This window comes from Knoellia pratensis (assembly GCF_042666395.1).
In the GTDB taxonomy this organism is placed as follows: Bacteria; Actinomycetota; Actinomycetes; order Actinomycetales; family Dermatophilaceae; genus Knoellia; species Knoellia pratensis.
In genome coordinates, this window is the sequence record NZ_JBHTDJ010000001.1 from 364,743 (window position 1) to 391,383 (window position 26,641).

At 68.5% G+C, this 26,641-nt stretch carries 27 protein-coding genes and 1 tRNA gene; 15 read left to right on the forward strand and 13 right to left on the reverse strand.

Translation table 11 applies throughout. The features are described 5' to 3' along the window. Position 1: 1 nt before the first annotated feature. The gene (locus tag ACFQRE_RS01685; protein WP_380118150.1) at positions 2-907 is read right to left on the reverse strand and encodes an RNA polymerase subunit sigma-70; all 906 of its coding nucleotides are present in this window, start codon (positions 905-907) and stop codon (positions 2-4) included. Positions 908-988: 81 nt separating this feature from the next. Between ACFQRE_RS01685 and ACFQRE_RS01690 the strand changes: the two genes are divergently transcribed. Further along, complete coding sequence (locus ACFQRE_RS01690; RefSeq protein WP_380118152.1) at positions 989-1,357, forward strand: nuclear transport factor 2 family protein; 369 nt, start codon at positions 989-991, stop codon at positions 1,355-1,357. On the opposite strand, the gene ACFQRE_RS01695 is transcribed toward ACFQRE_RS01690, so the two are convergent. Continuing rightward, positions 1,346-1,696 carry a YciI family protein gene (locus ACFQRE_RS01695; protein ID WP_380118155.1) on the reverse strand — a complete coding sequence of 117 codons (351 nt, stop codon included), beginning with the start codon at positions 1,694-1,696 and terminating at the stop codon, positions 1,346-1,348. The two genes, ACFQRE_RS01690 and ACFQRE_RS01695, sit on opposite strands and share 12 nt — an antisense overlap. Before the next feature lie 129 nt (positions 1,697-1,825). On the opposite strand from ACFQRE_RS01695, the gene ACFQRE_RS01700 reads away from it, so the two are divergent. Then, positions 1,826-2,302: a hypothetical protein gene (locus ACFQRE_RS01700; RefSeq protein ID WP_380118157.1), complete on the forward strand. Its 477-nt coding sequence runs from the start codon at positions 1,826-1,828 to the stop codon at positions 2,300-2,302. On the opposite strand, the gene ACFQRE_RS01705 is transcribed toward ACFQRE_RS01700, so the two are convergent. Continuing rightward, complete coding sequence (locus tag ACFQRE_RS01705) at positions 2,299-2,496, reverse strand: hypothetical protein (protein WP_380118159.1); 198 nt, start codon at positions 2,494-2,496, stop codon at positions 2,299-2,301. The two genes, ACFQRE_RS01700 and ACFQRE_RS01705, sit on opposite strands and share 4 nt — an antisense overlap. Positions 2,497-2,866: 370 nt before the next feature. On the opposite strand from ACFQRE_RS01705, the gene ACFQRE_RS01710 reads away from it, so the two are divergent. Continuing rightward, on the forward strand, positions 2,867-4,711 hold the full coding sequence (locus ACFQRE_RS01710) for a sialidase family protein (RefSeq protein WP_380118161.1): 1,845 nt from the start codon (positions 2,867-2,869) through the stop codon (positions 4,709-4,711). Between the two features lie 135 nt (positions 4,712-4,846). On the opposite strand, the gene ACFQRE_RS01715 is transcribed toward ACFQRE_RS01710, so the two are convergent. Beyond that, entirely contained in the window at positions 4,847-8,116 is a 3,270-nt protein-coding gene (locus tag ACFQRE_RS01715) for a KAP family P-loop NTPase fold protein (protein WP_380118165.1), read from the reverse strand. Positions 8,117-8,415: 299 nt separating this feature from the next. Beyond that, a complete protein-coding gene (locus ACFQRE_RS01720; protein ID WP_380118168.1) occupies positions 8,416-8,604 on the reverse strand; it encodes a hypothetical protein in 189 nt (62 codons plus the stop codon). 98 nt (positions 8,605-8,702) lie between these two features. On the opposite strand from ACFQRE_RS01720, the gene ACFQRE_RS01725 reads away from it, so the two are divergent. After that, entirely contained in the window at positions 8,703-9,500 is a 798-nt protein-coding gene (locus ACFQRE_RS01725; RefSeq protein WP_380118170.1) for an aminoglycoside phosphotransferase, read from the forward strand. 59 nt (positions 9,501-9,559) lie between these two features. Further along, entirely contained in the window at positions 9,560-9,901 is a 342-nt protein-coding gene (locus ACFQRE_RS01730) for an MmcQ/YjbR family DNA-binding protein (protein ID WP_380118173.1), read from the forward strand. Positions 9,902-9,927: 26 nt separating this feature from the next. Here the strand turns inward: ACFQRE_RS01730 and ACFQRE_RS01735 are convergent, their stop codons facing one another. Both ACFQRE_RS01735 and ACFQRE_RS01740 read right to left on the reverse strand, forming a co-directional pair. Then, positions 9,928-11,625, reverse strand: coding sequence for a ribonuclease J (locus ACFQRE_RS01735; protein ID WP_380118176.1), 1,698 nt, complete (start codon positions 11,623-11,625; stop codon positions 9,928-9,930). Positions 11,626-11,896: 271 nt separating this feature from the next. After that, a complete protein-coding gene (locus ACFQRE_RS01740) occupies positions 11,897-12,853 on the reverse strand; it encodes an SDR family NAD(P)-dependent oxidoreductase (RefSeq protein ID WP_380118179.1) in 957 nt (318 codons plus the stop codon). Positions 12,854-12,946: 93 nt separating this feature from the next. On the opposite strand from ACFQRE_RS01740, the gene ACFQRE_RS01745 reads away from it, so the two are divergent. The 3 genes from ACFQRE_RS01745 to ACFQRE_RS01755 all read left to right on the forward strand — a co-directional run bounded on the left by ACFQRE_RS01745 (position 12,947) and on the right by ACFQRE_RS01755 (position 14,803). Then, the gene (locus ACFQRE_RS01745) at positions 12,947-13,288 is read left to right on the forward strand and encodes an MmcQ/YjbR family DNA-binding protein (protein ID WP_380118181.1); all 342 of its coding nucleotides are present in this window, start codon (positions 12,947-12,949) and stop codon (positions 13,286-13,288) included. A gap of 113 nt (positions 13,289-13,401) precedes the next feature. After that, positions 13,402-14,148 (forward strand): hypothetical protein, encoded by a 747-nt coding sequence (locus tag ACFQRE_RS01750; RefSeq protein WP_380118183.1) that lies wholly within the window; start codon positions 13,402-13,404, stop codon positions 14,146-14,148. Positions 14,149-14,227: 79 nt separating this feature from the next. Then, the gene (locus ACFQRE_RS01755; protein ID WP_380118186.1) at positions 14,228-14,803 is read left to right on the forward strand and encodes a dihydrofolate reductase family protein; all 576 of its coding nucleotides are present in this window, start codon (positions 14,228-14,230) and stop codon (positions 14,801-14,803) included. Between the two features lie 362 nt (positions 14,804-15,165). Here ACFQRE_RS01755 and ACFQRE_RS01760 read toward each other — a convergent pair. The 3 genes from ACFQRE_RS01760 to ACFQRE_RS01770 form a co-directional block, all read right to left on the reverse strand. After that, positions 15,166-15,248 (reverse strand) — tRNA-Leu (locus ACFQRE_RS01760). Between the two features lie 52 nt (positions 15,249-15,300). Beyond that, the gene (locus ACFQRE_RS01765; RefSeq protein WP_380118189.1) at positions 15,301-16,524 is read right to left on the reverse strand and encodes a glycosyltransferase; all 1,224 of its coding nucleotides are present in this window, start codon (positions 16,522-16,524) and stop codon (positions 15,301-15,303) included. Positions 16,525-16,535: 11 nt separating this feature from the next. Beyond that, positions 16,536-17,165: a MerR family transcriptional regulator gene (locus tag ACFQRE_RS01770; RefSeq protein ID WP_380118192.1), complete on the reverse strand. Its 630-nt coding sequence runs from the start codon at positions 17,163-17,165 to the stop codon at positions 16,536-16,538. 91 nt (positions 17,166-17,256) lie between these two features. Between ACFQRE_RS01770 and ACFQRE_RS01775 the strand changes: the two genes are divergently transcribed. Continuing rightward, the gene (locus ACFQRE_RS01775; protein ID WP_380118195.1) at positions 17,257-17,769 is read left to right on the forward strand and encodes a DUF4188 domain-containing protein; all 513 of its coding nucleotides are present in this window, start codon (positions 17,257-17,259) and stop codon (positions 17,767-17,769) included. Between the two features lie 17 nt (positions 17,770-17,786). On the opposite strand, the gene ACFQRE_RS01780 is transcribed toward ACFQRE_RS01775, so the two are convergent. The 3 genes from ACFQRE_RS01780 to ACFQRE_RS01790 form a co-directional block, all read right to left on the reverse strand. Continuing rightward, positions 17,787-18,974, reverse strand: a complete 1,188-nt coding sequence (locus tag ACFQRE_RS01780; protein ID WP_380118197.1) for an NYN domain-containing protein — start codon at positions 18,972-18,974, stop codon at positions 17,787-17,789. A gap of 114 nt (positions 18,975-19,088) precedes the next feature. After that, entirely contained in the window at positions 19,089-19,994 is a 906-nt protein-coding gene (locus ACFQRE_RS01785; protein WP_380118199.1) for a hypothetical protein, read from the reverse strand. After that, the gene (locus tag ACFQRE_RS01790; RefSeq protein WP_380118201.1) at positions 19,991-20,413 is read right to left on the reverse strand and encodes a DUF6318 family protein; all 423 of its coding nucleotides are present in this window, start codon (positions 20,411-20,413) and stop codon (positions 19,991-19,993) included. The genes ACFQRE_RS01785 and ACFQRE_RS01790 overlap by 4 nt, the downstream gene beginning before the upstream one ends. On the opposite strand from ACFQRE_RS01790, the gene ACFQRE_RS01795 reads away from it, so the two are divergent. The 6 genes from ACFQRE_RS01795 (at position 20,349) to ACFQRE_RS01820 (ending at position 26,637) form a co-directional block, all read left to right on the forward strand. Continuing rightward, complete coding sequence (locus tag ACFQRE_RS01795) at positions 20,349-20,621, forward strand: hypothetical protein (RefSeq protein ID WP_380120464.1); 273 nt, start codon at positions 20,349-20,351, stop codon at positions 20,619-20,621. The two genes, ACFQRE_RS01790 and ACFQRE_RS01795, sit on opposite strands and share 65 nt — an antisense overlap. Before the next feature lie 342 nt (positions 20,622-20,963). Next, positions 20,964-21,821 (forward strand): FhaA domain-containing protein, encoded by an 858-nt coding sequence (locus tag ACFQRE_RS01800; protein ID WP_380118204.1) that lies wholly within the window; start codon positions 20,964-20,966, stop codon positions 21,819-21,821. A gap of 18 nt (positions 21,822-21,839) precedes the next feature. Further along, entirely contained in the window at positions 21,840-22,385 is a 546-nt protein-coding gene (locus tag ACFQRE_RS01805; RefSeq protein ID WP_380118206.1) for an FHA domain-containing protein FhaB/FipA, read from the forward strand. A gap of 3 nt (positions 22,386-22,388) precedes the next feature. Next, the gene (locus ACFQRE_RS01810) at positions 22,389-23,804 is read left to right on the forward strand and encodes a PP2C family protein-serine/threonine phosphatase (RefSeq protein ID WP_380118208.1); all 1,416 of its coding nucleotides are present in this window, start codon (positions 22,389-22,391) and stop codon (positions 23,802-23,804) included. After that, a complete protein-coding gene (locus ACFQRE_RS01815; protein WP_380118210.1) occupies positions 23,801-25,183 on the forward strand; it encodes an FtsW/RodA/SpoVE family cell cycle protein in 1,383 nt (460 codons plus the stop codon). The genes ACFQRE_RS01810 and ACFQRE_RS01815 overlap by 4 nt, the downstream gene beginning before the upstream one ends. After that, positions 25,180-26,637, forward strand: coding sequence for a peptidoglycan D,D-transpeptidase FtsI family protein (locus tag ACFQRE_RS01820; RefSeq protein ID WP_380118212.1), 1,458 nt, complete (start codon positions 25,180-25,182; stop codon positions 26,635-26,637). Before ACFQRE_RS01815 ends, ACFQRE_RS01820 begins: the two co-directional genes overlap by 4 nt. Positions 26,638-26,641: the final 4 nt, after the last annotated feature.

Sequence of the window (26,641 nt, forward strand, 5' to 3'; positions counted from 1 at the left end):
GTCAGGCCAGGAAGCGATGGACTGCGCTCACAGCTTGTCCGTCAGGGCTTGCGGTGACCACCAGCCGTCCACGATTCTCACCGTCCAACAGGCACGCGTATGCCGGGTGCCCACCTTCCCAGCCCGCAGCCACGAGTGTGTAGCGCCCGCGACCGGCGGCACTGGCCCGAAGGAACCGGCTGATGGCGTCGACACCTTGGTAGCAGTGCGGCGCAGGAGGCATCCTCAGCCAGGCGTCGTCCGTCAACAGAGCCACGACGCCGTCGACGTCATCGCGGGCATAGGCATCCGCCAGCTTCGCGGCCAGCGCCACCTCGGCGTCCGCGGGAGCCAGGTCGAGCTGGGGTGGCATGGCGGCGCGGGCTCGCTGCAGCAGACCCTTCGTGGCGGTCACGGTGCTGCCCAGCATCTCCGCTGCCTCGGACAGCCGGAAGTCGAGGACGTCGCACAGGACGAGAGCCGCGGTCTGTCGCGGTGGAAGGGACTGCAGGGCTGCGATGAAGGCGATCTCGATGCCCGCACGCGCGGTGAGGGTGTCCTCCGGGCCGAGCAGTCGCCCGGGGTAGGGCTCGATCCACGTCACCGACTCATGGCTCGTCGGTTCGGGTGGGTCGAAGGGCGGCAAGGGTGCTGCCTGCGGTCGGCGGGCCCCGTCGCGGATGGCGTTGAGGCATCGTGAGGTCGCGATCCGATAGAGCCAGGTCCGCAGGGAGGAGCGTCCCTCGAACTGCCCGAGGGCCCGCCACGCTGACAGCAGCGTCTCCTGCAGGGCGTCGTCGGCGGCATGGACCGAGCCGAGCAGCCGGTAGCAGTGCACGTGCAGCTCCCTCTCGAAGGGGCGCACCAAGGCGGCGAAAGCTGCATCGTCCCCCGCAACAGCGGAATGCAGGATCGTCGCGTCGGCCACGGCAACATCCTCCCAGCGTTCCGATCGGGTCCGGGGCGGTGTCTACCTCCCATCACCTCACCCAACGAAGGAGAGATCACCGTGACACCACTCGAGACCTCGCTCGCGTACTTCCGGGCCTGGACCACTGGCGACACCGACACCGCCTGGGCCCTGCTCGCCGAGGATGTCGTCTGCCACACACCCGCCGGCCCACTTCAGGGGAGGGAGGCCGTCGCCGCCTTCATGGGTCCGTTCGCGGCGATGCTCACGCACTCGAACCTCCTCGCGAGCGGTGGGGACGCTGAGGAGTCCACCCTTGTCTACGACACCGCTACCTCGGCCGTCGCCAGCGCACCTGCCGCAGAGGTCCACGCCATCAGGGAGGGGCTCATCACCGAGATACGGATCATCTTCGACCGGCTGCCCTTCGCCCTGGCACGCGGAGAGGTGGCTCCACTAGTCCGGTAGGGCCCCGATGCGGCGGATCTCCTGCGGCCAGCCACATCCGACAGCCACCTTGCCCGCCCACATCTTCGCGGTCTCGTCATCGGGCACCCGGATGACGCAGAACCCGCCCAAGAACTCGGTCGTCTCGACGAACGGCCCATCGGTGATGACGACCTCGCCGCTCGTCGCGTCGGCGGAGTAGACCGGGGCACCCTCCTCGAGCCCGCCGGCGAAGACATAGACGCCCGCCGCCTGCATCTCGTGCATGACGGCCACCGACGGCTCGACGCGAGAGAGAAACCACTCCTCGCTGTGGTCACCGACCCACTGCTGGTTGAAGTAGATGAGGTAGTCGGCCATGGGGTGCTCCTCTGTGCGAAGTGGCGGCGGACCTGGTGGCCCGCGTCACCTGCATGACGAACGAGAGCACCCGGAATCGACACCAGCATCGCCCCTTGAGGTTCGCGCCGCACGGGAGGACCCTGAGGTATGGGTGTCATCGAGTTCGAGCTGGAGCGCATCGTGCACGCACCGATCGATGATGTCTTCACCCGCCTCGCGGACATCGAGGGTCACAACAAGTGGATGCCGGGTCGCGGCAGCATCTTCAAGCACACCGAGCAGACATCGCCGGGGCCGCCGGCCAAGGGCACGACCTACCTCGACCAGACGTCGGTGGGCCCGACACCTGGCGAGATCAGCGAGTTCGAACGCCCGACCACGCTCGTCTACCACTGGTGGGACAAGAGCAAGGGCGGCAAGCTGAAGGCCGAGGGCTGGCCGGGCTACTCGCTCGAGGCCAAGGGGGATCACACGACGCTCGTGCGCCACCACGCGAGGATCGAAACCCAGGGCGCCTACCGCCTGGCGACCCCGATCTTCCGCTGGATGGCCCTGCGCGAACGCACGGCCACGATCGAGGCCCTCCAAGCGTCCTTCGGCCACCTCGACGACGAGGACAGCTAGGAGAGCTTGCGCCTCGTCCACCAGAAGGCGAGACCGGCGAGCAAAGCCGACACGGCGGCATACAGACCGGTCTCGGCCCACTGGAGCGGCCAGAAGTGCGAGACGGGTTGGACGACGACCCGTTGCTGGTAGCCCTCGGACGCGAGCCGACCGAAGCACACGTCGAGCGAGGCCCCGGCGGCCTGCGACGGCACATCTGCAGCCGCCCGCGGGCGGCTGCTGCGGCGGTCGCGGCATGCAGTCGGCGAGCCACGAGGGCAGTCCGGTGACCTTGCCGGTGGAGTCGATGGTGTCGTTCGCGAGCACCCAGGTTGTTCACATCGCCTGCGGGGCAGTGGTTCAGGCCCGTGCCTGGCGTTGCCTCGGCTCGGGGAAGTCGATGAAGTCCGGCAACACAGGGTCTTGCCGCCGGTCACCGGCAGTGCGAGAGTGAAACTTTGCCAGCTGGTTCCTGTCACCTGAGCCAGCCTGGTTGTGTCCCCCGGGCTCGACCGGGCCCGGGTTTGCTTCGCCGGCCACGAGTCGGCACAGCACCGCGCCAGTCGGCGCGGGGAGGAGGGCGCTATGCGCCACCACAAGATCAGTCTGATCGCAGCGGGGGCGATCGCCGCGGGTGCCCTTGCACTGGGGTCGGCACCCCTGAGTGCGCAGGGTTCCACGGTCGTCAAGACCGACACACCCGTCACCGTCGACGTCCCCTACGTGAAAGCCAACTCACGCGCGCCTTCGCCGGGCGACGCCATCACCGCCTGCGGGGCGAACCGGCGACAGCAGAACGAGCCCTCCACTGCCGTGGACGCCCGCACCCCGAGCGTGGTCGTGGCCGGGTCCAACGACTACTGCACCGTCCAGTTGGCAGGAGGCACCTGGGCAGGCTTCTACCGCAGCACCAACTCCGGAACCGACTGGGTGAACAGCCTGCTGCCCGGCTACCCGACGGACACCTCGCCCGAAGGGCTGGCCAGCCCCCTGCATCAACGCGGGATCGGCAACGCCGGAGACCCCGTGCAGGCGTGGGACCTGCAGGGCCGGCTCTTCTACATGGGCAACGCCTTCAACCGCGTTGCACCGCAGAACGGCTCGGTCTGGGTCGCCACCTATGACCAGGACGCCGCCAACTACGTGCGCACGGTCATCGTGGGGAAGGCCGGCCCGGCGCTGAGCGGCCGGTTCAACGACAAGACGGCCATCGAGGTGGACCGAGGTGTGAACAGCCCACATCAGGGCAGCGTGTATACGGCGTGGAGCCTCTTCCAGGGCAACGGCAACAACTCGATCCAGTTCGCCCGCTCCACCGACCACGGTGCCACGTTCAGCCACCCGGCGAAGATCTCCACCGGTTCCAAGGACGTCCAGTTCGCCGACATCGCGGTGACCAGCAACGGCACCGTCTATGTCGCCTACCGCCAGTTTGAATCCGGGAGAGGACGTCAGCGGGCAGCAATCCAGTACGTCGTCTCCACCGATGGTGGAGCGACCTTCAGCAAGGGGGCCACCGCGGCGCAGTTCGAGGCCTTCGACGCCGCGGACTCGGCCGGCGACCCGGAGGCGGCCGAAGAGGCGCACGACCAAGCCTTCGAGAACGCCGACGGACCGGAGTCCGAAGCTGCTGAGGCATCGGTCGGCGACAGCCGTGACTGCGGATCCGGGCCCTTCGCCTGCAAGAGCGGGTTCGTGTTCTTCCGTCACGCCAGCCAGCCTCGGATCACCGCAGACCCCAAGTCCGCCAGCCAGAACGTGTATCTGGTCTATGACGCGATCGTCCCGAGGACCGAGCGGGTTTCGCAGACGACGTACAACACCGCCGACCCGCAGGGCACGACCTTGCGCGTCGGTCAGGGTGGGATCTACTTCGCCACGCTCACCGGTGGCGGCTGGTCCACGCCCAAGCTCCTCGCTCCCTTCCCCCGCGGCCACCAGTTCTTCCCCGACATCAACGCCGACGGTGGAGTCCTGCACACACTGTGGCACGACAGCCGCAACGACCCGGCATACAGCGTCCAGTACCCGCCCGGCAACAACGGGGCGGTTCGCGACGCCGCCGGCTTCGCAGCGGCAACACGCGGCCTGGACACCTACGCCGCCTCGTCGACCAACAGCGGGACAGACTGGGCGATCGCACGGCTCTCCGGCAACAGCCAGATGCCGAACTATGAGATGTTCGGCGACCGCAGAGTGCCCTTCCACGGCGACTACAACTATGTGTCGTCCGTAGGAGGGTTCGCCTACAACGTCTGGACCGACACCCGACAGGTCGCACCCGGAGACGACCCTCGGTATCTCGGCGGCGAAGGGTTCGACGTCCATCAGTGCCGCACCCAGACCACCGCTGGAGTCTGGTCGGCAGACACCTGCCCCAATGAGGGTGGTCTGGACCAGGACATCTACGGCGCCGCAACCACCGGCTGACCGTCCAACTGTGCGGTGCATCTCGGACCCGGGCAGCCGGCGTCCGAGATGCACCGCAGGTCGCCCTCCCGGAGCCGGGCCCACGGAACAGGACGCGGGTCAGGGTGCGAGCCGCTCCGCTGGTCCGGCCGGGGCTCACCATTCGACGTGGTGGAAGGAGTAGCGCGCCACCTTGGGCAACCACGTCCTGATGAGCTCGGGGGTGAGTGCGCCCGCGGGAAGGTCGGCGCAAGCGCGGGCAATCGGTTGCCATTGGCGCTGCTCCGGCTCGATGGCCTCTTCCTCCTGCGCGGCCTCACCGAGGAACGTGCCGAAGTCCGACTGCGTCATCGACGACAGCACAGCGATCATCGTGTTCGTGACAGGCACGGTGCCGGTCACCAACGCGAGCAGCACGAGGACCGGCTCATACTCTTTCGACGCCAGGAAGAGTTCCACGTCAGGGACGGACACACGCAGCAGCTGGTAGGTGTTGATGAACCTCTTGGCTGCTCGCGGCGTCCCGACGAGGGGGAGGAACCTCGTCATGCAGTCGCGCTCGTCCGACGTGAGGCGCAGGGCTTCGGGGTTGAGGTCGTCCGGTGGGTTGTCGTCGGCCGGTTCCGTGGTCGGTGTGCCGCCGCCTTGGCCCGCACCACCCTGGGGCTCGGTCACGGGTGTGTCGGGAGTATCCCCGGTGGTCGGCTCTCCTACCGGGTCCTCGTGGCCGACGCCCGTCGGGATGGACGGGGAGGCCGGGGTGGCGCTCTGTCTGCCGGTTGTCGGGTCAGTGGCGCCTTGGGGCGGGGTCGTGGGCGACTGGGTGACCTCGCCGGCCAGGCTCGTGACGAGCCGTCCGAAACCCGTGGGCCGCATCGGCTGGACCCAGAACGGGATCTGGATGATCTTCTCGAGGTAGTTCTGCGCAGTCGGTGCCGAACTGTCCTTCGCGTCGAAGGCCGCGCTGAACTCGGTGTTGAGGGACCGGAGCAGCCAGCGGGAGTCGACCGCGACGACGACGACGAACAGCTCGAAGCCGAACAAGAGGTTCACCGCTTCGAGGACCTGGACGACCTGGGAGGCGGGGCAACGGTCAAGGTCGTCGATGAAGATGACGATCCGATCAATGCCGGGTATGCCGTCGTCACCGCGAGCGAGTTCGGCGAGCCGCTCGAGGTCGTCGCGAATCATCGGCGCCATGCCGAGGGGTTGCAGGTACTCGGCGGCCTTGCTGCGGTCGTTGACGAAGCCGTAGAGGCCGGCGAGCCCGGACATCCTGGCTGACTGCATGTCCTCGGTCGCGCGCACGAGATCCACCTCCGCGCGCCGCAACTCGTCCTTGTCCCTCGCGTCGGCGCGCAGGATCTTGCGGGCCTGATCGAGTCCCTTCCTGACAGGTCCGACCAGTGGGAGGACAGAGCCAAGCGCTCCGACGACGGCCCCCATGAGGGCGATCATCCAATCGGGCTTCACGATGAGCATCAGTGCGAGAGCACCGAGGGCGGCAAGACCGCCGACGAGATAGAACCTGCGGGCCCATGACGCTGTGGACCACGCCCGAGCGACCTGAGCCAAGAGGGGCCTGAGCCGGTCGTACTCGTCCTTGAGCTCACTCATCTGCGCCGTCGCGACGGACACCTGCATGCCGACCTCGACTTGCTTGGCGTCTGCAGTGGAGATGTCGTCGTGCTTCTTGACGACGTCCTCGATCTGCCGGTCCTCGGCGGCGGGAAGGGCCTCGGTCACCTTCTTCTTGGCGGCGTCCAGCCTCACCCGGGCCTTCACGACGGCGAGGTCCTTGTCGGCAAGCTTCTTCATCACCTCCTCGTAGCGGTTCTGCTTGGTGAGTTCCACCCGGACCTGTTCGAAGACCTTGTTGATGAGGGCCGCCCAGAGCGCAGTGCCGTGGGCGTACTGCCACGCGTTGAACTCGACCGGGATGACCTCGGTCAGGTAGCCCGTCGTCTGTGGAGCGACGTTCGCGTCGGCTTGGGAGTCGGCGGTGACGGGGATGGCTCTGGACCGGTCTGCCAGGTCCTTGATCCGCAACTGGACCTGATGCATGAGGAAACTCTTGCCCGATCCCCACGGCCCGAAGAGGCCGATGGACAGAGGCGGCTTCACGTCCTTGGAGGCGATGAGCTTGGCGAGCATGTCGACGTCGGCTCGAACATCGAGGGCGTCGTTGGCCTTGCTGAGCAACTGGGCGGCGGCCGAGTCGGCGGCGTAGTTGGCTCGCACGACACCGTGCCGGCGAGCGGTCACGCCGGCAAGGCCGGACACCGCCGTGACCTCTTTGTCATAGAGCGAACCGGCGCGCGACTGCTCCTCCGCCGAGAGCCCCACGTTGAGCTCCAACGAGGTGGTCGGAGCAAGGCCGAGTTCGGCCGCCAGCGCCACGTCATCGGGGCGCACAAGGAGGACCTTGGTCGCGGTGAGCGAGTCGCGGCGAGCGAGGAACCAGTCCTTCACGATCGGGTTGAGGGCGACCAGTTCGCCCAGGAAGCGGATCCAGATCACGTCGGCGTCGCTGGCGAGCCGGCGGTCAAGGTCCTCAAGGGTCACCGAACCGTCACTCCGGAGAGGGTCCAGGAACTCATGCAGGAGCAGTACCCGGTCGTCGGGACGCTCTCGACACAGGGCCTCGTAGGCTGTGCGAATCGCCCCGCTCCCGACCTGAGCCACCACAGTTACGACCGGTAGGCGCTCGCGCAGCTGCCGGCGCAGGACGTCATCGATGTCCCGGGGGACATAAGGCCCTGGGTCGTCCGTACCGGGAGGCAGCACCACCCCGAACTGGCGCGCGGTGATGTCGCGCATCAGCGGCAGATCCGCAGTCTCGGGCTCGGGCTCGGGCTCGGGCCCGGGCTCGGGCTCCGAGCCCCGCCTTTCGGTCGGCGGCAGGCGAAGCGACAAGAGAACTGAGCCAGCATCCGTCCCCAGTCGCTTCAGCCGATCGCCGAGCAGACCGCCGTGGGCGACGACGTCCTCAAGGATCGCCTCCGCCAGTGACCACGGTGTGACGATCAGCTGCATCTTGCGAGGTTTCGCGATGTAGGTCCGGAAGGCTCGCTCCAGGTCCTCGGCGAGCTCGTACTGCCCCGTGAATGGGGAGTGCTCATCGCTGATGCCGAGCAGGCTCTGCAATGCCTCGAGATGGATGCGGTTCTGGAAGAGGGCCACTCGGACGTCGTCATCGACCCATCCGAGTGCCACCAGGAAGGTGCTCCGGTTGACGGCACGTCCGTCCGCTCGCCCGTCCCGGAGCCGTTGCGCATGCGCCGTCGCCGCCAAGTGAGCGCACTCGATCACCCGTGGGTCTACCTCGTGGCCGGCGTTCTCGATGATCGCCACGACGGGATCGCGCGGGTCCCCGTACGGCGTGCTGCTCGCTCCGGACGAGCTGGACGAAGGGGATTGACTCATGCTCATCGCGCCCTCCGATCCCGTCATTTCCTGCCTCCACTGTCCCGCACCAGCGGGCCCTCGCGACAGGCCTTTTGCGCACCGAGTTCCCGGCCGACAGGACCAACCAAGAACGCTGACCCCTCCGTCTGGGGGAAGACTTCGGTCAGCGGTTGGTGAGTTCCGTGAGCCCGGCGATCTGTGTCTCGATGGCGTCGGCGAACACAGCAAGCTCACCCGTCGTAGTCGCGCTCATCCCCGTCCGTGGCGCCGAGCAACGCGGAGACCTGCCGCGAGCGCAAGGGTCCGACATCATTCGCTCAATTGCGCACCCGCTTGGGCAACGCCTTCGATGCGCGCGCGCGACCGAGGTCCGTCTGGTACGGATCAAGGGCGGCGACCAGTCGCTCGAGAGCACCGAGGGCACGGGCCACCCCGAGTAGCGACTCCATCGAGACGCCCGGGGCCCCATGACCCATCCCCTCACACCCGTTCTCAACGACGTCCATCTCAGTCATAAGAGCCGTTGATGAGCGTCATACAAGGCATCAATTCTGATGGAGAGGTCGTTGCCAAGGCCAGCGGAACGTGTGGAAGCCTGACACTCGTGCTCCCTTCGCCGGATGTCTTTGATCTGTATGCCGTTCCTGAGGACTCCGTGCCCCTCGCCGGCGGGCAGGGGCACAGCGTGCTGGCCGGCGACCTTGTCCTGTCACCCGGTCGCAGCGAGCACACGGCCAACTGGCTCAACCCGATCATCGCGCCGCTGTCCGCAGAGCTCGACCACGAGCGGCCACGCTCGATCCGGCTCGCCATGCCCATCCCCACTCGAGACCTCAAATGGGTCGCAAACGGTTGGGGCGCAACGCGATTCGAGCCGGACACCCGACCGTGCACCGACCTCGACGTTCTCCTCGCCACCGGCCGGCTCCTTCACGCCCGCCTCGCCGCCAAGGTCGCCACGGCGCCCCTGGGCATCACGCGTCGCAACGACCGCTGGGCCACAGCGGAACGGATCGCCTTCGGTGAAAGCCAGCCGAGCGGCATACCCACTGCTGTGGGAGCGCTCGTCTCCCGACTCATGGCCGAGCTCAACACGACAACCCTGGGGCCCGACCAGCTCGTCCACGGCGACCTCGCCGGCAACGTCCTCCTCGACGCGACGGGGATCCCGTTCGTGACCGACGTGTCGCCGTACTGGCGGCCCGCGCTCTGGGCCGAGGCCGTGTGCGTCCTCGACGCCGTGATGCGGATGGGTGCGGACGCCGCAGTGATGGGCGGATGGTCCGGGGGAGCGCGGCGCCAGGCGATGCTGCGAGCGGCTCTCTTCCGGCTGCTCAGCGACGAGAACCCCGATGTGGCTGGCTACGAACGCGCCCTCGTGAGCGGACACGCGACCAACTGAGCCGAACCGTCATCCACCCGCGCCAGCTGAATGTCGGTGAGTGGTGCCACGCTTGCCTCATGCCGGTCACGATCGCCGACGTCCGCGCCGTGGCGGCGGGTTTGCCTCGCAGCTACGAGGCGATCGTGCGCGACCGCGTGAAGTTCCGTGTCGGCAGCATCGTGTGGCTCGCGTTCAACCAGGAAGAGACCGAGATGGGGTTCGCGTTCCCCAAGGAGGAGCGCGCGGCCCTCGTCGCGACCGAGCCGGACGTGTTCTTCCTGCCGCGCCCGTCGGACCTGCGCTTCAACTGGGTCGAGTGCCACCTCGACCAACTCGCCGAGGAGCGGATGCGTGAGCTCGTCCTCGACGCGTGGCGCATGGTCGTGCCCCAGAAGCTCTGGCCGCTCGCCGGCGACTGAGCCGTCCTGGGGGCGCGGCCTTCGACTCAGGCGTCGACGACCACGGGGATGATCAGAGGACTGCGGCGATGCGCTCGATGAGCCCAGGTGGAAGCGGCCCGGCGGACCAGGTCCTCGATCTGCTCCAGGTCCTCGATGCCGTCCGTCGCCGCCTTGGTGAGGGCCTTCTGGATCAGGGGCGTGGCGCCCGAGAAGTCCAACAGGTCGGGCGGGAAGCCGTGGGCGAGGTAGTCGGGCTCCTCGGCCAACGCGCCGGTGTCGGGGTCGATGATGCAGACGATGGTGATGACGCCCTCCTCGGCGAGGGTGCGCCGCACGTGGAGCGTCTCCTCGGTGGCCCCGCCCACGGTCATCGCGTCGACATAGACCAGCCCGGCGGGGACGGTGCCGGTGATCTTCGCGCGACCGTCGATGAGGTCGATGACGCTGCCGTCCTGCGCGATGAGTACCCGATCTGCATCCACGCCCGTGCGGATGGCGATGTCGGCGTTGGCGCGCAGGTGGCGCCACTCGCCGTGGACGGGGAGCACGTTGGTCGGCTCGATGATGTTGTAGCAGTAGGCCAGCTCGCCTGCGCTGGCGTGCCCGGAGACGTGCACCTTGGCGTTGCCCTTGTGGACCACGTTGGCGCCCCAGCGGGTGAGCTCGTTGATGACCCGATAGATGGCGTTCTCGTTGCCGGGGATGAGGGAGCTGGCCATGAGGACGGTGTCGCCGGGGGTGATCTCCACAGGGTGGTCGCGGTTGGCCATGCGGGCCAGTGCTGCCATGGGTTCACCCTGTGACCCGGTGGCGATGATCGTCATCTGGTCCGGTCGCAGTCTCTCGAGGGCCTTGAGGTCCTTGACGACGAGGCCGTCGGGGATGGTGAGGTAGCCCAGCTCGCGGGCGATGCCCATGTTGCGCACCATGGACCGTCCGACGAACGCGACCTTGCGGTGGTGTCGGTGGGCGGTGTCGAGGACCTGCTGGATGCGGTGCACGTGGCTGGCGAAGCTGGAGACGATGACGCGGCCCTTGGTCGTGCGGAACACGGTGTCGATGGCGGGGGCGAGCTCGCCCTCGGACACGGTGAACCCGGGCACCTCGGCGTTGGTGGAGTCCGGGAGGAACAGGTCAACGCCCTCCTCGCCCAGCCGGGCGAAGGCGCGCAGGTCGGTGACGCGGCCGTCGAGCGGGAACTGGTCCATCTTGAAGTCGCCGGTGTGCAGCACCAGCCCGGCCTTGGTGCGGATCGCAACAGCAAGACCGTCGGGGATGGAGTGGTTGACGGCGACGAACTCGCAGTCGAAGGGGCCGAACGTGCGGCGGTCGCCCTCGGCGACCTCGATGGTTCGAGGCTTGATGCGGTGCTCGGTCAGCTTGGCCTCGATCAGGGCCAGGGTAAGGCGTGAGCCGACCACGGGGATGTCGGGACGCTCACGCAGCAGGTAGGGAACCCCACCGATGTGGTCCTCGTGTCCATGGGTGAGCACGATCGCGTCAACCTTGTCGAGGCGGTCCCTGATCCAGCTGAAGTCCGGGATGATGACGTCGACCCCGGGCTGGTGCTCGTCGGGGAAGAGCACTCCGCAGTCGACGATCAGCAGGCGCCCAGCGTGCTCGAAGACGGTCATGTTGCGACCGATCTCGCCGAGCCCGCCCAACGGCACCACTCTCAGGCCGTGTGGTGGCAGAGCCGGCAGTGAGCCCGTGCGCTTGCTGCGCGTCGACCGCCGACTCATCGCCGCACACCCGCCGAACGAAGGGCGCTGGGCGATGACACTGGGCGGGGTTCCTGCAAGAAGTTCACGTCTGCTCCGTAGGTGGGGGGTCGAGCGAAGAGATGATTCCGCGCGACCGGTCGAGCCGCACCGAGCCACCGTTCAGTGGCCTCGCGACAGTGAAAGCGTGCCAGATGTGTCACGGGGACAGGTCATTGACCACGTCCTTCGGGTCGCCGACGTCGTCAAACAGACGACCACCGCCCCACCCTCCACTGAGACGGTCCGCCGATCAGGGCGCGACGGCGAGAGCGGACGTCACCCATTCCCACATGCGGCGGCGCTCGTCCGGGCTCGCACCATTGCGCCCGAGGTAGGCCGTGGGCCGCTCGCGGCGATCCATCCACAGACCACCGCCGGGCGGCCGCGGAGTCGCCGCGACGAGCCACGTCGTGGTGTCAGCACCCGCGTCGGCATCGCGCAGGATGGGACCCATGACCTTGTCGAACGTCGGCAGCGACTCGGTCACGCCCGGGGTGCTGGCCCATCCGGGGTGCATCACATAGACCGCGACTCCGTCCGCGGCCCAGCGAGTGGTCAGGATCGGGAGCAGCTCCACCTGGGCGCGCTTGCTCCGGGCGTATGCCGTGGAACCGGAGTACTCCCCGCGCTCGTAGTCGGGGTCATCGGCGGGCAGCTTCTGGGCGTACATCCCGCCCGAGGTGACGAGAACGACGCGCGCCTCGTGCCCGGTGAGGACCGGCATGAGCAACTCGGTGAGCAGGACCGGCCCCAGGACGTGCAGCGACATCGACAGCTCGTGGCCCTGCGGCGACTCGGTGCGCTCTGGCGGCATCGCGCCCGCGTTGTGTACGAGGGCGTGGAGCTCCAGCCCGTCGGCCACGATGCGGCTGGCGCAGTCACGCACGCTGTCGAGATCACCGAGGTCGCAGACCCACGTCGTCGACGGTCCGGGGAGGTCCGCGGCGACCTCCGTGGCCTTGTCTGAGTTGCGAACGATGAGGTGGACGTGGGCGCCGAGCTCGCTGAGCTGGCGGGCCGTCGCCACACCGAGGCCAGAGGTGGCGCCGGTGACGGCGACATGGCGGCCCGCCAGGGCTCCGACGGCCGGGTCGGCCGGCCATGTCGGAAGGCGACGGCGCACGGCATACCCGATGCTCGAGAACCCGGGCACGACGGCTCGGTCGAGCACGGTGTCGAGCGCACGGGCCAGAGGTCGCAGGGTCATCATGCGACCCTACGTCCGCTCCCTGAGCGCCCATCGCGTCCGCAGCGTCGTTGGGGGTTGGCCCTGTCGGTGGGCAGTGCCAGTCTGGAACGTATGCCGGTCACGATTGCCGACGTTCGCGCGGTGGCGGCGGGTTTGCCTCGCAGCTACGAGGCGATCGTGCGCGACCGGGTGAAGTTCCGGGTCGGGAGCATCGTGTGGCTCGCCTTCAACCCGGAGGAGACCGAGATGGGGTTCGCGTTCCCCAAGGAGGAGCGCGCGGCCCTCGTCGCGACCGAGCCGGACGTGTTCTTCCTGCCGCGCCCGTCGGACCTGCGCTTCAACTGGGTCGAGTGCCACCTCGACCAACTCGCCGAGGAGCGGATGCGTGAGCTCGTCCTCGACGCCCGGTGCATGGTCGTGCCCCAGAAGCTATGGTCCATCGCCGGTCGCTGACCGGAGGCCACACCGACGAACGTGCATACCGGCGATCGGGTCCGGCCACCCGGCCGGACCTGCGAGAGTCTGTCCACAAGAAGACAACCGGGGATCGGCGAAAGGGACGCACGATGTGGCCGTGGCTCATGATCGCCGTCGGCGTGCTCCTCGTCGTCGGAGGACTGGTCGCCCGCCATCGCATGATGCGCGACTATCGGGCCCAGCTCGCTGAGGTTGGGGCCAAGGAGCAGCCCTCGGACGAAGCCGCGTCGCAGAGCATGCCCCTTCTCCTGCCGGAAGCGACGCCCACGCCGGAAGCGACGCCCACGCCGGAAGCGACGCCCACGCCGGAAGCGACGCCCACGCCGGAAGGGCAGCCCACGTCGGCGGGCCAGCCGGAGCCGGCGGCGGCGATGCCCTTCCCCGACCGCCCCGCCAGCCACCGACTCACCCCGCCGCCGATGCTGCGCGCGCGGTCCTCGGACGTGCCGCTGCTCGACTGGCTGCGCCACTACTCCGACGGCAACGCCTGGTCCGGCGTGATCCAGAGCATCGCCGACCGGATCTCCGGCGACCAGATGCTGCAGCCCTGGTTCGGGACCATGGACCGGCCGACCCTCCAGCGGCACGTCATGTCCCTCGTGATGGAACTGACCGGCGAAGGCCTCACCGTTGGCACCGTGCGCCGCCTGGCCGATGCCCACGTGAACTTCGTCGCCGCCGGCGGAGATCACGTCACCGAACCCGTCTGGGACAAGTTGCACGCGACCTTCGCCAACGCGCTGCGCGAGCACCTGGTCCCCGAGCGCGCAGTGCTCGCCCTCGACGACACCCTCGCGCCACTCAAGACCTTCATCGTCACGCGCCCCCCGAGCTGACTGTCGTATCTGGCGTTGCCCATTCGTAGGTCAAGTGAGCGGCCAACCACCCGGATGGCCCCGCACGAGGAGGAACACCATGACCGCCACGTACACCTGGGACGTCTTCTGCAGTCTCGACGGATTCGGCACCGCAACCGGCGACTGGACCGGCTACTGGGGCAAGCAGGGTCCCGAACTGCTCGAGCACCGCAATTCCCTGTATGCCGGAGAGCAGCGGATGGTCTTCGGTGCCGAGACGTACCGTGCCTTTGCGAGCATGCTGGCCGCGAGCACCGAGGACTCGGACGTGCGCGACCCGTGGGTCACCCGCATGGTCCACCTGCCGGCCACCGTGGTCTCGACGACGTTGCACGAACCACTCGACTGGCCGGACGCCACGGTCGTCAGCGGGGATGCCGTCGACGTCGTCGCCCGCCTCAAGGCCGAGTCCGACGTACCGCTCCGGTCGCACGGCAGCCTGTCGATGAACCGGGCCCTCATGGCCGCTGGCCTCGTCGATCGAATCCAGGTCTCGGTCTTCCCCGTCATCACCGGCCAGAACGGCACGGAGCCGATCTTCGGTGGCGCGGCCGACTTCGATCTGGAGCTGCTCGAGGCTCGCACTCTCGACGGCCGCACCCAGGAGCTCACCTACCGACCCACCATCCACTGATCTTCTTGTCCGGGCGTCGCCCGAGGGTCCCCGCCCTGACTCGCACTCGGTGGCGCGTCAAGCAGAGTCAGCCGGGAGCACCGCGGACTGTCCGGCCTCAGCGCCACGCAGGTCCCACGGCGGAGTTGCCTGCGGGCGAGCGCAAAGGCAGATGGCTCGTAGGTACGAGGCACTGAAGGAGCCGCACGCATCCGCCGGAGCGGACGCGAAAGAGCGGTCTACGTCCTATGCGTGGCGAGAGCCCGCAGTCGAGCCCAAAACAAGCCAAGCGCTGGTCCGAGACCCGATCTGAAACCGGGTCCCGAGCCAGCGCTCGGAATTTCGTGTACTCAGGGTTGGCACTTACGTGTGACAACCCAACGTGCGCAAGGGGGGATTTGAACCCCCACGCCCTTTCGGACACTGCGACCTGAACGCAGCGCGTCTGCCGTTCCGCCACTTGCGCTTGGAACTGGTCCAGTGTGCCGTAGACAGGCGCCTGTCTCCAAATGGGGACCTCAGGTCAGCAGCTCGACCGCCCGCCCGACGCCGTCCTCACGCCGGATCTCGGCCCCCACCTCCGCGGCCCGCGCGACGCACTCACCGCGAGCGAACCCGCGCAGCACCTCCGTCAGCCACTGCACCGACAGCTCGTGCCGCCGCACCGGTCGCGCCCCGACGCCGAGCTCCCACACCCGCCGCGCCCAGTACGGCTGGTCCCCGATGTGCGCCACCACCGCCTGCGGAACCCCCGCCCGCAGCGCCGCCGCCGTCGTCCCCGCGCCACCGTGGTGGACGACACCCGCCACCTGCCCGAACAGCCACTCGTGAGGCACGTCCTCGACCACCCGCACCCACTCGTCGTCGACCGAGCCCAGGCCCGCTGCCCCGGCATGCAGCACCACCCGTACTCCCGCCAGTCGCGCAGCCTCCGCCACCATCGCGCTCATCGCCGAAGCCTCACGCGTCGGCATCGACCCGAACCCGACATACGCCGGTTTCCGACCTTCATTCAGGTATGCCGCCAGCTCCAGTTCCGGTGTGTACGTTGCCTTTTCGTCGAGGAACCAATACCCCGTGGGCTCGGGGTTGCCGTTCCAGTCCGACGGTGGAGGCACGACAAGGGGTGTTGCCGCGAGGACGCCTGGCGTTCGCTGGATCGCGTCAAGGAAGCCGCGGCGGCCGGTCGCGGGAAGGCCGAGTTCGCCTCGCATGAGGTCTCCGGGCAGCGCGAAGACCGACCCCATCGCCTGCTGAGTCGCCTGTCCCGCAACGCGATTCGCGATCGAGGACCGGTTCGGGAAGGTCGGCTGCATCGTCGCGGCTCCCGACCGGGTCGGCCGCATCGGCGCGAACTCGGCGACGACGTGCCTTCCGCCACCAACGGACACCAACGCGTCGACGGCGTGGACGGTGAGCACTCCACTCACCCACAGCTCAGCGGAACCAACGAGCGGAACGAGCGCACCGGCATACCCCCGGGTTGAAGCCCGCACGAAGCGGCGCAGGGCGGCGAGCTCGTGGAAGGGGTTGCGGCTGGAGTGCCCGAGCCAGTCGACGCCGAGTGGGGACGCGATGAGGTCGTCGATCCGCACTCCGGCCGGGACGAAGGTGAGTCCGTGGCGGGTGACGAAGTCCTCGAAGTCGTCGCCGGCGCAGAGGGTGACGTCGTGTCCGGCCCGGGTCAGGCCGACCCCGAGCGCCACCATCGGCTGGACGTCGCCGCGCGAACCCGCAGCCATGATGTTGACCTTCATCGCTGAGCGGCGCGCACCATCGAGACGTGCTGCTGGGCCAGTCGGCGCAACGCAGCAAGGACGGGGTCGACGAGCACCGTGCCGAGGATGACCTGCCGGATCGCGCCCTCGGGGTCGGCGGGAACGGTCGCGACGTCGATCTCGGCGACGCCCTCGACGTGGTCGGCGTAGGCGTTCATCCGCTCCTCGCCGAGGCCGAGTCCGACGTCGTCGCAGGCAGCCCACGCCCGGTCGAGGTCGTCGATGAACGGATCCGCAGGGTCGACGTTCCAGCCGCGAGCCGTCACCCACGCCGACGCACGACCACCGCGAAGTTGGTCGGCGACCTCACCGTCAGGTGCGTCACGGCGCGGCTTCACCAGGGACCGTTGGGCCGTCTCGAGGACCGTGATCCAGTCCTGGCCCGGCGACGTGATGACGTCGAGGACTCGCCCGATCCTCGCGAGCGACAACCCGCCCACCTCGCTGAGCGCCCGCACCAGTCGCACCCGTTCGACATGGGCCTCGTCGTAGTCGGACTGCGTCCGTGACACCGGACGCCCGGGGTGCAGCAGCCCCTCGCGCAGGTAGTACTTCAGCGTGGCAACGGCCACGCCGGTGGTGTCGGACAACTCAGCCAGCCGCACGGCATACCTCCGAAGTGAAGAAAGGGCTTGACTTCGGATAGTACCGCTCTCCAAAATAGGGATAGTCCGACTATCCCAACAGGAGCAGGCGATGGACGCAGGCAACGGCCTCAGAACTCACGCACACGAAGGCGACATTGTCGTGTTCCACATCGGCATGACCGTCCGCAAGCCGCACCGACCCGACCTGTGGATGCCGGTGTTTGCCGCGATGCCCAAGATGATCGCCGAGCTCTGGCGCAACAAGGCTGCAGCGGAGCGAGGGGAGGCGGAGGATCTGGGGTTCCTCGGTGCGACCACCCTCGTCGGGCTGAAGGGGCCGTGGACGGTGCAGTGGTGGCGCAGCACCGATCACCTGTACGCGTACTCGCGGATGATCGACCGCGCGCACCTGCCCGCGTGGCGCGCCTTCAACTCGAACGCCCGCAAGCACCCGGACGCCGTGGGCATCTGGCATGAGACGTATGCCGTGCCCGCCGGTCACATCGAGACGATCTATGGGTACGGCGCGAACGTCGGCCTGGGCAAGGTCACGGGGACTGTTCCGGTCGCGCGACGGGGACGCGCTGCCCGCGAGCGCCTCGGCGCCACGCTGCGCGACTGATCGCCCCAGCAGAGGGGTCAGGCGAGGCGGACTCGGGCGACGTGGAACCAGAAGCGTTCGCGGACCTCGTGACGGCTGGTGTCATCGATGTCGTAGACCCCGGCCCGGCCCGACAGGTCGAGCAGGAGGGCGCGGTCGAGGTCTCCCGGGATCGCCGGCTTCGCAGCGCGCAGGGCTACGAGGTCATCCGGAGTCGCGGTCCGGCACCAGGAGTCGAGCACGGTCTTGGCGACGGCGTCGATGAGTTCGGGGTTGAACACTCCGTCGGCGTCGACGACGGGCCGGTCACCCGTGGTGGTCGACCAGGTGGGCGCGGTCTGCGCGGCCGGAAGGACGACCTCGGTGGCCCGCTTGCGACCAAACACCGCTGGGGTCGGGGGAGCGGAGGGAGTGGGTACCGCCGGGCTCGAGGCAGCAGCTGGCTGTGCAGCCGCTGGCTTGGGTTCGGGGCCCGGTGCCGAGGGCTGGCTGGGGGTGGGAGTGCTGGTGCCGCCCTCGGAGGATGCGTCGGGGGAGTCTCCGACGGGCGCCACGACATGCTCGCTGGCGGGGACGCCGGTCGACGGAATCGACTCCGATGGCTCGGTGGACTCGGTGTGCTCGGTGTGCTCGGCGTGCTCGGCGGGCTCAACCGGGATGAGGCCTTCGGGGATGGCCCTCGATCGCACGCACCGGTCGATGATCTCGGGGTCGATCGGCTGCTCTCCGTCGGCCGCCCGCCGAAGGTGTTTGGAGACGGCGTGACCGTGGCCGCTCAACCCGGGAACGCTGAGCAGCACGACCTGGACGCCGGCGCTCTGGGCCTCTTCGACGGCTTCGGTCAGGTCGTCGTCGCCGGAGACGAGGTAGACGACGTCGGCGACCCGGGCCCGCCCCTGCAACGCCATGTCGAGACCGAGGCGCACGTCGACACCCTTCTGCTCGCCCGCATAGGAGAGGCGTCCCAGGCGGAGCTTGATGCGAGGCAGGAGGCCGATCTGGTCCTGGTGGTAGTCGGGCTGGCCGCCGGAGCGCGCGCCCGAGTCGTACCAGTTGACCCGCAGCAGTGGCAGCCCCGAGTCGGCCTCGACCTGCGCGACGAGCCCCGCGATGAGGCCCGGGTAGTCGACCTCGATGCCGCTGCGCAGCGATGACCCGGTGACGCGCGTGGCCGCCGAGGCGAGGAGGTAGCCGACATCGACGTAGACCGCGCAGTAGGACCTCATGCCCCCACTGTCTCAACCCGAACGCCCATTGAGGACCCGACGCCCAAACCTCGCCGGGTTCATGGGGTCAAAGGCGCGACATGCCGCGCGTTTGGCCCCATGGATCCACCGGAACTAGCGCAGGCGGGCCTTGGCTTCGCGGACCTGGAGCGTGGTCACCGGCTCGTCCTGCAGATCAGCAACACCGTCGAGGTCGATCCACGCACCGCCATTGACGCGGTAGGAAGCGGTCAGGGTCGCATCGACCTTCACCGAGGCGGCGGGGACAGGCTGTTCGTACGTATGCCGGATCAGCCCTTCCGGGTACGGCCCACCCAAGTCGTCGGTCCAGCCAGAAGCGGAGCCGTCGCCGAAGGAGTAGTTGTAGCTCGCCGGGTTGATCTTGAACTCGATCGACCAGGACAGCAGTTGCACCTTCGTGCTGACGTCGCCCGGGCTGAGCTTGGCGGTGGGCCACTGCGCCTCGAAGTAGGTGGGCAGGTTGACGAGTGTGACGTCGCCTTCGGGCTGGACATTCACCGTCGGCTTCGCAAACGGCAGTTCGCGGAACGCCACCACGATCTGGTCGAGCGTGGGCACAGCGGGCGCCGGCTGCACCGTGTTGGGCAGGTTCGCACTCCCGCAGCTCGTACGGTCGAAGAACCATTGCGAGGTCCCAGCTAGGCGTCGCCAGACATAGAGCTGGTTCACGCCCCGACCATTGACTGGCGCGCAACGACTCAGCGCCAAGCCGCAGGACGAAAGGTCATTTGGAGCATCAGGGTCCGACGTGGATCCGCAACCCAAGGTCTCGCGGTGCTCCCAGACTGGTCCTTTCGAAACCGGCTGCGCGTCCGACCACGACTTCCCAGGCGGAAGTTCGACATCCCACCCGCCCCTCGATGCGACGGCCTTCACGACCAGCCCCTTGTTCGACAGTTTTGCTGTCAGCCCCTTGCGATCCTTCGCCGTAGCTACGGGTGCAGCGATCACCGCCGACGCAGTCGCCACCGCTAGGGCCAAGGCCATCTTGCGGCTCATCCCTCAAGTCCCATGTCCGCAGCGGTCCAATGTCCGTCCGTCCACCTCACAGCCAGTCGGTAAACGGTGTCTCCCTTTTCCGTCGAACCGACCACCTTGCCTGCCTTGTTCTCGATGTCGACCTCGCTGGCACGGACCTGAACCTGGACCTGAGCCACGTCGGCGGTGGAATTCGGCAGGGCGTTGGTTGACAGGACCGTCATCGACGGCCGCAACTGGCGTTCGCCTGCCACCTTGAATTCATCCACGCCCTCAATCGCGGATTGGCAGCCCTCACAACTCGGTCCGGCGAGGTCGGCCAGAGTCGAGGTATCCACGGACACGTACGCCCGATCCGCCTCGAGAATGTAGAACTTGGCGAACTCGATTGCGCCCGCCTCGGTGTGGTCTCGAGCTGCGGCAGGTACGGACACCGACACCGACGGGCTTGGCGTCGTCGATCCCGTGGCGCTTGCCGAGGGCGAACCGCTCCCCGTCGACGACGTCGAACCCGTGGGCGACGTCGACGAAGTCGGGTCCTCATCACCCCCGTTGCACCCCGCCAAGCCGAGCGTCAGAGCGCCAGCCAGCGCGGCGGCATACACAACTGTCCTGCGTGACGACATCAAAAATCCCCTCGGTCGGTGAGCTCATCCACGCACCCGCGGGCGCGACCGGAGAGCACGATCTCCCCATCCAGCGTAGGGAAAACGCCCGATCCCGCCACTTGGAGCGCCCAGCCAGTCTGACCGAATCCGTCACAGCGACCGCCGAGATATCCACAGGCCCACGGCTTTGCTTCACATGCTGAAGCAAAGACACTCCCTCACCGGACACCGCACGAGCACCCCACCGCCGCACACACGCCTCCAGAGAGAGTTCACGCCAGCCTCACGAGTCACCACAGCCCCGCCGGATAGCATCGAGCCGGACCGACGACTGACCGACCGCTGACCGCAGGACCGATCGCACGACCAGAGGAGGCGCGCCATGGGACTGTTCGACCGCATGGAAGGCAAGCTCGAGCGCGCCGTCAACGGTGTCTTCGCCAAGGCGTTCCGCGCCGAGGTCCAGCCCGTCGAGATCGCGAGCGCCATCCGTCGCGCCATGGACGACCGCGCCGCGAGCTCCGGCCGCTCCGGACGCTCCGTCGTCCCCAACGTCTTCACGATCGAACTCAGCGAGACCGACTTCGACCGCCTCACCGACCACGGCCAGGAGCTCGAGAACGAGCTCATCGCCGCCGCCGAGGAGCACGCCGACAGCCAGCACTACCAGCCGGGCGGCCCGATCGACATCCTCTTCGACGAGGACGTCGACCTCGAGACGGGCGTCTTCCGCATCCGTCCCAGCACGGCCAAGCGCCCGCGCGCGACCGGCATGACCGGGCAGCACCCCGCCGCCCCGGTCGTCGCGCCTCCCGTGCCGACCCCGGCGCCAGCCCGCCCGGCCCCCACCCGTCCCCGTCACGAACCGGTGGACGAGGACCTCGGCGAGACGGCGGCATACCGACCGGCGAAGCCGCCTGCCACGAAGAAGCGCACCAATCCGGCCGATCGGCCGTGGCTCGATGTCGACGGCGAGCGCTACCCGCTCATGGGTGCCATCACCGTCCTCGGCCGCGACGACAGCGCCGACATCATCCTCGACGACCCGGGAATCTCCCGTCAGCACAGCGAAATTCGCGTGACGCAGGACGGTCCGCACACTGTCGCGACGATCCGCGACCTGGGTTCCACCAATGGCACGTTCGTGGGTGGCGAGCGTGTCACGTCTGAGCACCTCGAGGACGGTGACCGCATCACGGTCGGCCGCACCTCAGTCACCTATCGTGCCGGTAGAAGATGACAGAAGTGAGCACCTGGGATGAGTGAACTCACCATCACCCTCATGCGCCTCGGGCTCCTCGTGGCGCTGTGGGCCTTCGTCATTGCCGTCGTCGGCGTCCTGCGGGGCGACCTCTACGGCACCCAGGTGACCCCACGCCGGGCACCGGGACAGCGCGCGGCCACTCCACGCCCCGCACCCCGCGGAGGCAACCCGGCCGCGGTCCCGCCCGAGCAGCGCCCCGTCACCCCCCGCCCGACCGGCCGCCGCTTCAACGCCCGCCCGGCCGAACGCGAACCCAACCACCTGCGCGTCACGAGCGGTCCCCTGGCCGGCACGAGCCTGCCGCTGCGCGAGTCCGGCACCCTCGTCGGTCGCAGCCCTGAGTCCGCGCTCGTCCTCGAGGACGACTTCGCGTCCGGCCGGCACGCCCGCATCTACAAGGGCCCCGAAGGCTGGATGGTCGAGGACCTCGGCTCCACCAACGGCACGTTCATCGGCCAGTTGCGGCTCACCACACCGACTCCGGTGACGGCCGGGACCGAGATCCGGTTCGGCACGACCGTCGTCGAGCTGCGGAGGTAACGCATGGCGATCGCCTTCCACTTCGCCGCCCGCTCCGATGTCGGGATGGTGCGAACCAACAACGAAGACAGCGGGTATGCCGGCCCGCACCTTCTCGCGATGGCTGACGGCATGGGTGGTCACGCCGGCGGCGACGTCGCCTCCTCCTCGATCCTCGGCGCGCTCGTGGGGCTCGACGGCGAGTCGTTCTCGGGCGTCGACGCGACCCAGGCCCTGTTGCGCCGGATCACGGCCGCCAACACCGAACTCGGCCAGCTCTCCCACGACGACCCGGACCTCGACGGCATGGGCACGACGCTCATCGCCATCCTGCGCGCCCGCGACAAGCTCGTCCTCGCCCACATCGGCGACTCGCGTGCCTATGTCGTGCGCGCCGGCGAAGTCAGCCAGATCACCAAGGACCACAGCTTCGTCCAGTCCCTCGTCGACGAGGGCCGCCTCACTCCCGCGGAGGCGTCGACCCACCCGCAGCGCTCCCTCGTGACCCGGGTCCTCACCGGCGCCGAGGGCGAGGAGCCCGACGTCGTCGTGCGCCAGGCGATCGTCGGCGACCGCTACCTCATCTGCTCCGATGGCTTGTCCGACTACGTCGCTCGCGACACCATCGACGAGATCCTCACGACCGAACGCAAGCCTGGTGACTGCGCCGAACGCCTCGTCCAGCTCGCCCTGCGCGCCGGCGCCCCCGACAACGTCACCGTCGTCATCGGCGACGTCGTCGACCTGACCCACTTCGTGCCCAGCGACTCACCCCAGATCGTGGGTGCCGCGGCCGCGATCCGCCGCCACACCCGCCCGATCCCGGTGACGCCCGCCGCCAAGGCAGCCGCCCTCTCCCACGAGGCAAGTGGTGGCTCGGACGACGACGAGGTCGAGCTCGCCGACGAGGGTTCACGCAGTCGCACCACCACGATCCTGCGCACCGTCGGCGTCGCCCTGGTCGCCGCGATCCTGCTCGTCGGCGGTGGGTATGCCGCGTACTCCTGGTCGCAGGCCCAGTTCTACGTCGGCGTCAGCGACGGTCGCGTCGCCCTGTTCAAGGGTGTCGACCAGACCCTCGGCCCGCTCGAGCTGTCGCAGGCCGAGACGACGAGCGGCATCGACATCAACGACCTCCCCGACTTCTATCGAGGGCAGCTCGACCGCGGCATCACGATGGACACGCGCTCCGATGCCGCCGCCCTGATCCGCAACCTCGAGGTCCAGGCCCAGGCGTGCCAGTACGCGAAGTCCCTGGGCCGCTCCTGCGCGACGGTGCCCTCCACGTGGACGACGCCCACTCCCACCCCCACACCCAGTGGGACCCAGTCCCCGTCCCCCACCCCGACGGGCAGCCCCACCCAGAGCCCGGGCCCGAGCGGCACGCCCGCCGGCCCGCGCTCCCCGTCCCCGTCCCCGTCCATCAGCCCCAACGCATGACGACCGTTTCCTCACTCGCCTCCCGCAAGGGCCGCAACGTCGAGCTCGCTCTCCTCGTCTTCGCGGTCGGCATCGTCGTGCTCGCCTACGTCAACGTGGGCATCGCGGTCGAGGGCGCGATCCCGCCGAGCCTCGTCGCCGTGGGTTCGGGTTTCCTCGTCATCACGGCGGTCTTCCACCTCGTGATGCGGTGGCGCGCGCCCTACGCCGACCCGCTGATCCTGCCCATCGCCACCCTGCTCAACGGGCTCGGCCTCGTCATGATCAACCGGCTCGACCTGGCCCGCGGCAGGGACCTCGCCGAGGGGATGGCCCTGCGCCAGCTCATGTGGAGCGCGCTCGCCGCGGGTCTGGCGATCGCGGCGCTCATCATCCTGCGTGACCACCGCATCCTGCGCCGCTACACCTACCTTGCCGGGGCCGTTGGTTTCGGGCTGCTCCTCCTGCCGCTCGTGCCCGGGCTCGGGATCGAGAACTACGGCTCCCGCATCTGGATCAGGCTCGGCCCGTTCTCGTTCCAGCCCGGTGAGATCGCCAAGCTCGTTCTCGCGATCTTCTTCGCCGGCTACCTCGTCCAGACCCGCGACGCCCTATCGGTGGCCGGTCGTCGCATCCTTGGCCTCACGCTGCCCCGGGCGCGCGACCTCGGCCCGATCCTCGTGGCCTGGATGCTGTCCGTCGGCGTCCTCGTCCTCGAGAAGGACCTCGGCTCGTCGCTGCTGTTCTTCGGCCTCTTCGTCGCCATGCTCTATGTCGCGACCGAACGCACGTCGTGGGTCGCCATCGGCATGCTGCTCTTCTGCGTCGGGTGCTACGTCGCCAACATGCTCTTCGACCACGTGCAACGTCGCGTCATCCTGTGGCTCGACACGTTCAGCCGCGAAGCCCTCGACATCTCGGACCAACTCGCCAAGGGCGTCATGGGCATGGCCTCTGGCGGCATGTTCGGCACTGGCCTCGGTCGTGGCCGCCCAGATCTCACCTACTTCGCCGAGAGCGACTTCATCATCCCGAGCTTCGGTGAGGAGATCGGACTCGTCGGGCTCTTCGCACTCCTGCTCCTCTACGTCCTGCTCATCGAGCGCGGCCTGCGCACCGCCATCGGCGCCCGCGACGGGTTCGGCAAGCTGCTCGCCTCGGGTCTGGCGTTCTCGCTCGCGCTGCAGTGCTTCGTCGTCGTCGGTGGCGTCACCCGCGTCATCCCGCTCACCGGCCTGACGATGCCGTTCCTCTCCCAGGGTGGCTCCTCACTCCTTGCCAACTGGACGCTCGTGGCGCTCCTGCTCCGCATCAGTGACCACGCGCGCCGACCCGTCCCCGACCCGGAAGCTCCCAGCCCTGTGGCCAGCGACCAGACCCAGGTGGTGAAGGTGCGATGAACTCACCGATCCGCCGCCTCTCCTTCGTCGTCGCCTTCCTCTTCGCCACTCTGTTGGTCTCGACGACGCTCATCCAGTTCGTCTACGCCAAGGACCTCAACGCCCGCCCGGACAACCGGCGCACCCTGCTCAGCAGCTACGCCCGCGAGCGCGGCCAGATCCTCGTCGGCGACACCGCCATCGCGAAGTCGGTCCCGGCCGACGACGAATACAAGTGGCTGCGCACCTACCCCGGCGGCGCGGCATACGCACACATCACCGGCTACTACTCGTTCTACGGCGCGGGCAGCGGCCTCGAACAGGCCGAGAACGGTCTCCTCTCCGGCAGCAGCGACAAGCTCGCCTTCCGCCGCGTCTCCGACTTCTTCACCGGCCGCAAGACCCGCGGTGCCAGCCTCGAGCTGACCATCGACGCCGCCGTGCAGGAGGCCGCGATCAAGGCCCTCGATGGTCGCAAGGGAGCAGCCGTCGCGGTCAACCCGTCGACCGGCGAGATCCTCGCCATGGTGAGCAACCCCGGGTACGACCCGGCCGACCTGTCGACCCACAACCTCACGAAGCTCAACGCGGCATACAAGGCTCTCAACACCGACAAGGACAAGCCGCTCGCCAACCGCGCCATCGCCGGCGACCTCTACCCGCCGGGCTCGACGTTCAAGATCGTCACGGCCGCCGCGGCGCTGTCGAGCGGAAAGTTCGCGCCCGACACCGAGCTGCCCGGTCCGGCGGTGCTCGACCTCCCGCAGACGACCGTCGGCCTGCCCAACATCGGCAGGAAGTCGTGCGGCGCCAACGACAGGACGACGTTCCTGCACGCGATGGAGATCTCGTGCAACAGCGCGTTCGGCTACCTCGGCCTCCAGCTCGGCGCCGACGCACTGCGTGACCAGGCCGCGAAGTTCGGTGTGGGAGACCAGCTTTCGGTCCCGATGAGGGTCACGCCCAGCAGCGTTCCCGCCGAACTCAACCAGCCGCAGCTCGCACAGTCGGCCGTCGGTCAGTACGACGTGCGCGTCACGCCGCTCCAGGTCGCGATGCTCAGCGCCGCCGTCGCCAACCACGGCGTCGTCATGAAGCCCTACCTCGTGAAGTCCGTCCTCTCGAGCGACCTCAGCATCATCGAACGCGCCGACCCCGAGCAGCTCTCCGAGGCCGTGACCCCCGAAGTTGCCGCCCAGCTCACCGAGATGATGGAAGCCGTCGTCGAGAACGGCAGCGGCAAACCCGCCCAGATCGACGGGGTGCGTGTCGCCGGCAAGACCGGCACCGCCGAGACCGACGGAGTGGCGCGCGCCCACGCCTGGTTCACCGGGTTCGCGCCCGCCAATGACCCGCAGATCGCTGTCGCCGTCGTCGTCGAGAACGGCGGCGACCCCGACAGTGAAGCCCGTGGTGGTGGCGCCGTTGGCGGCCCCGTCGCCAGGGCCATGCTCGAAGCAGGACTGAAGAAGTGAGGAA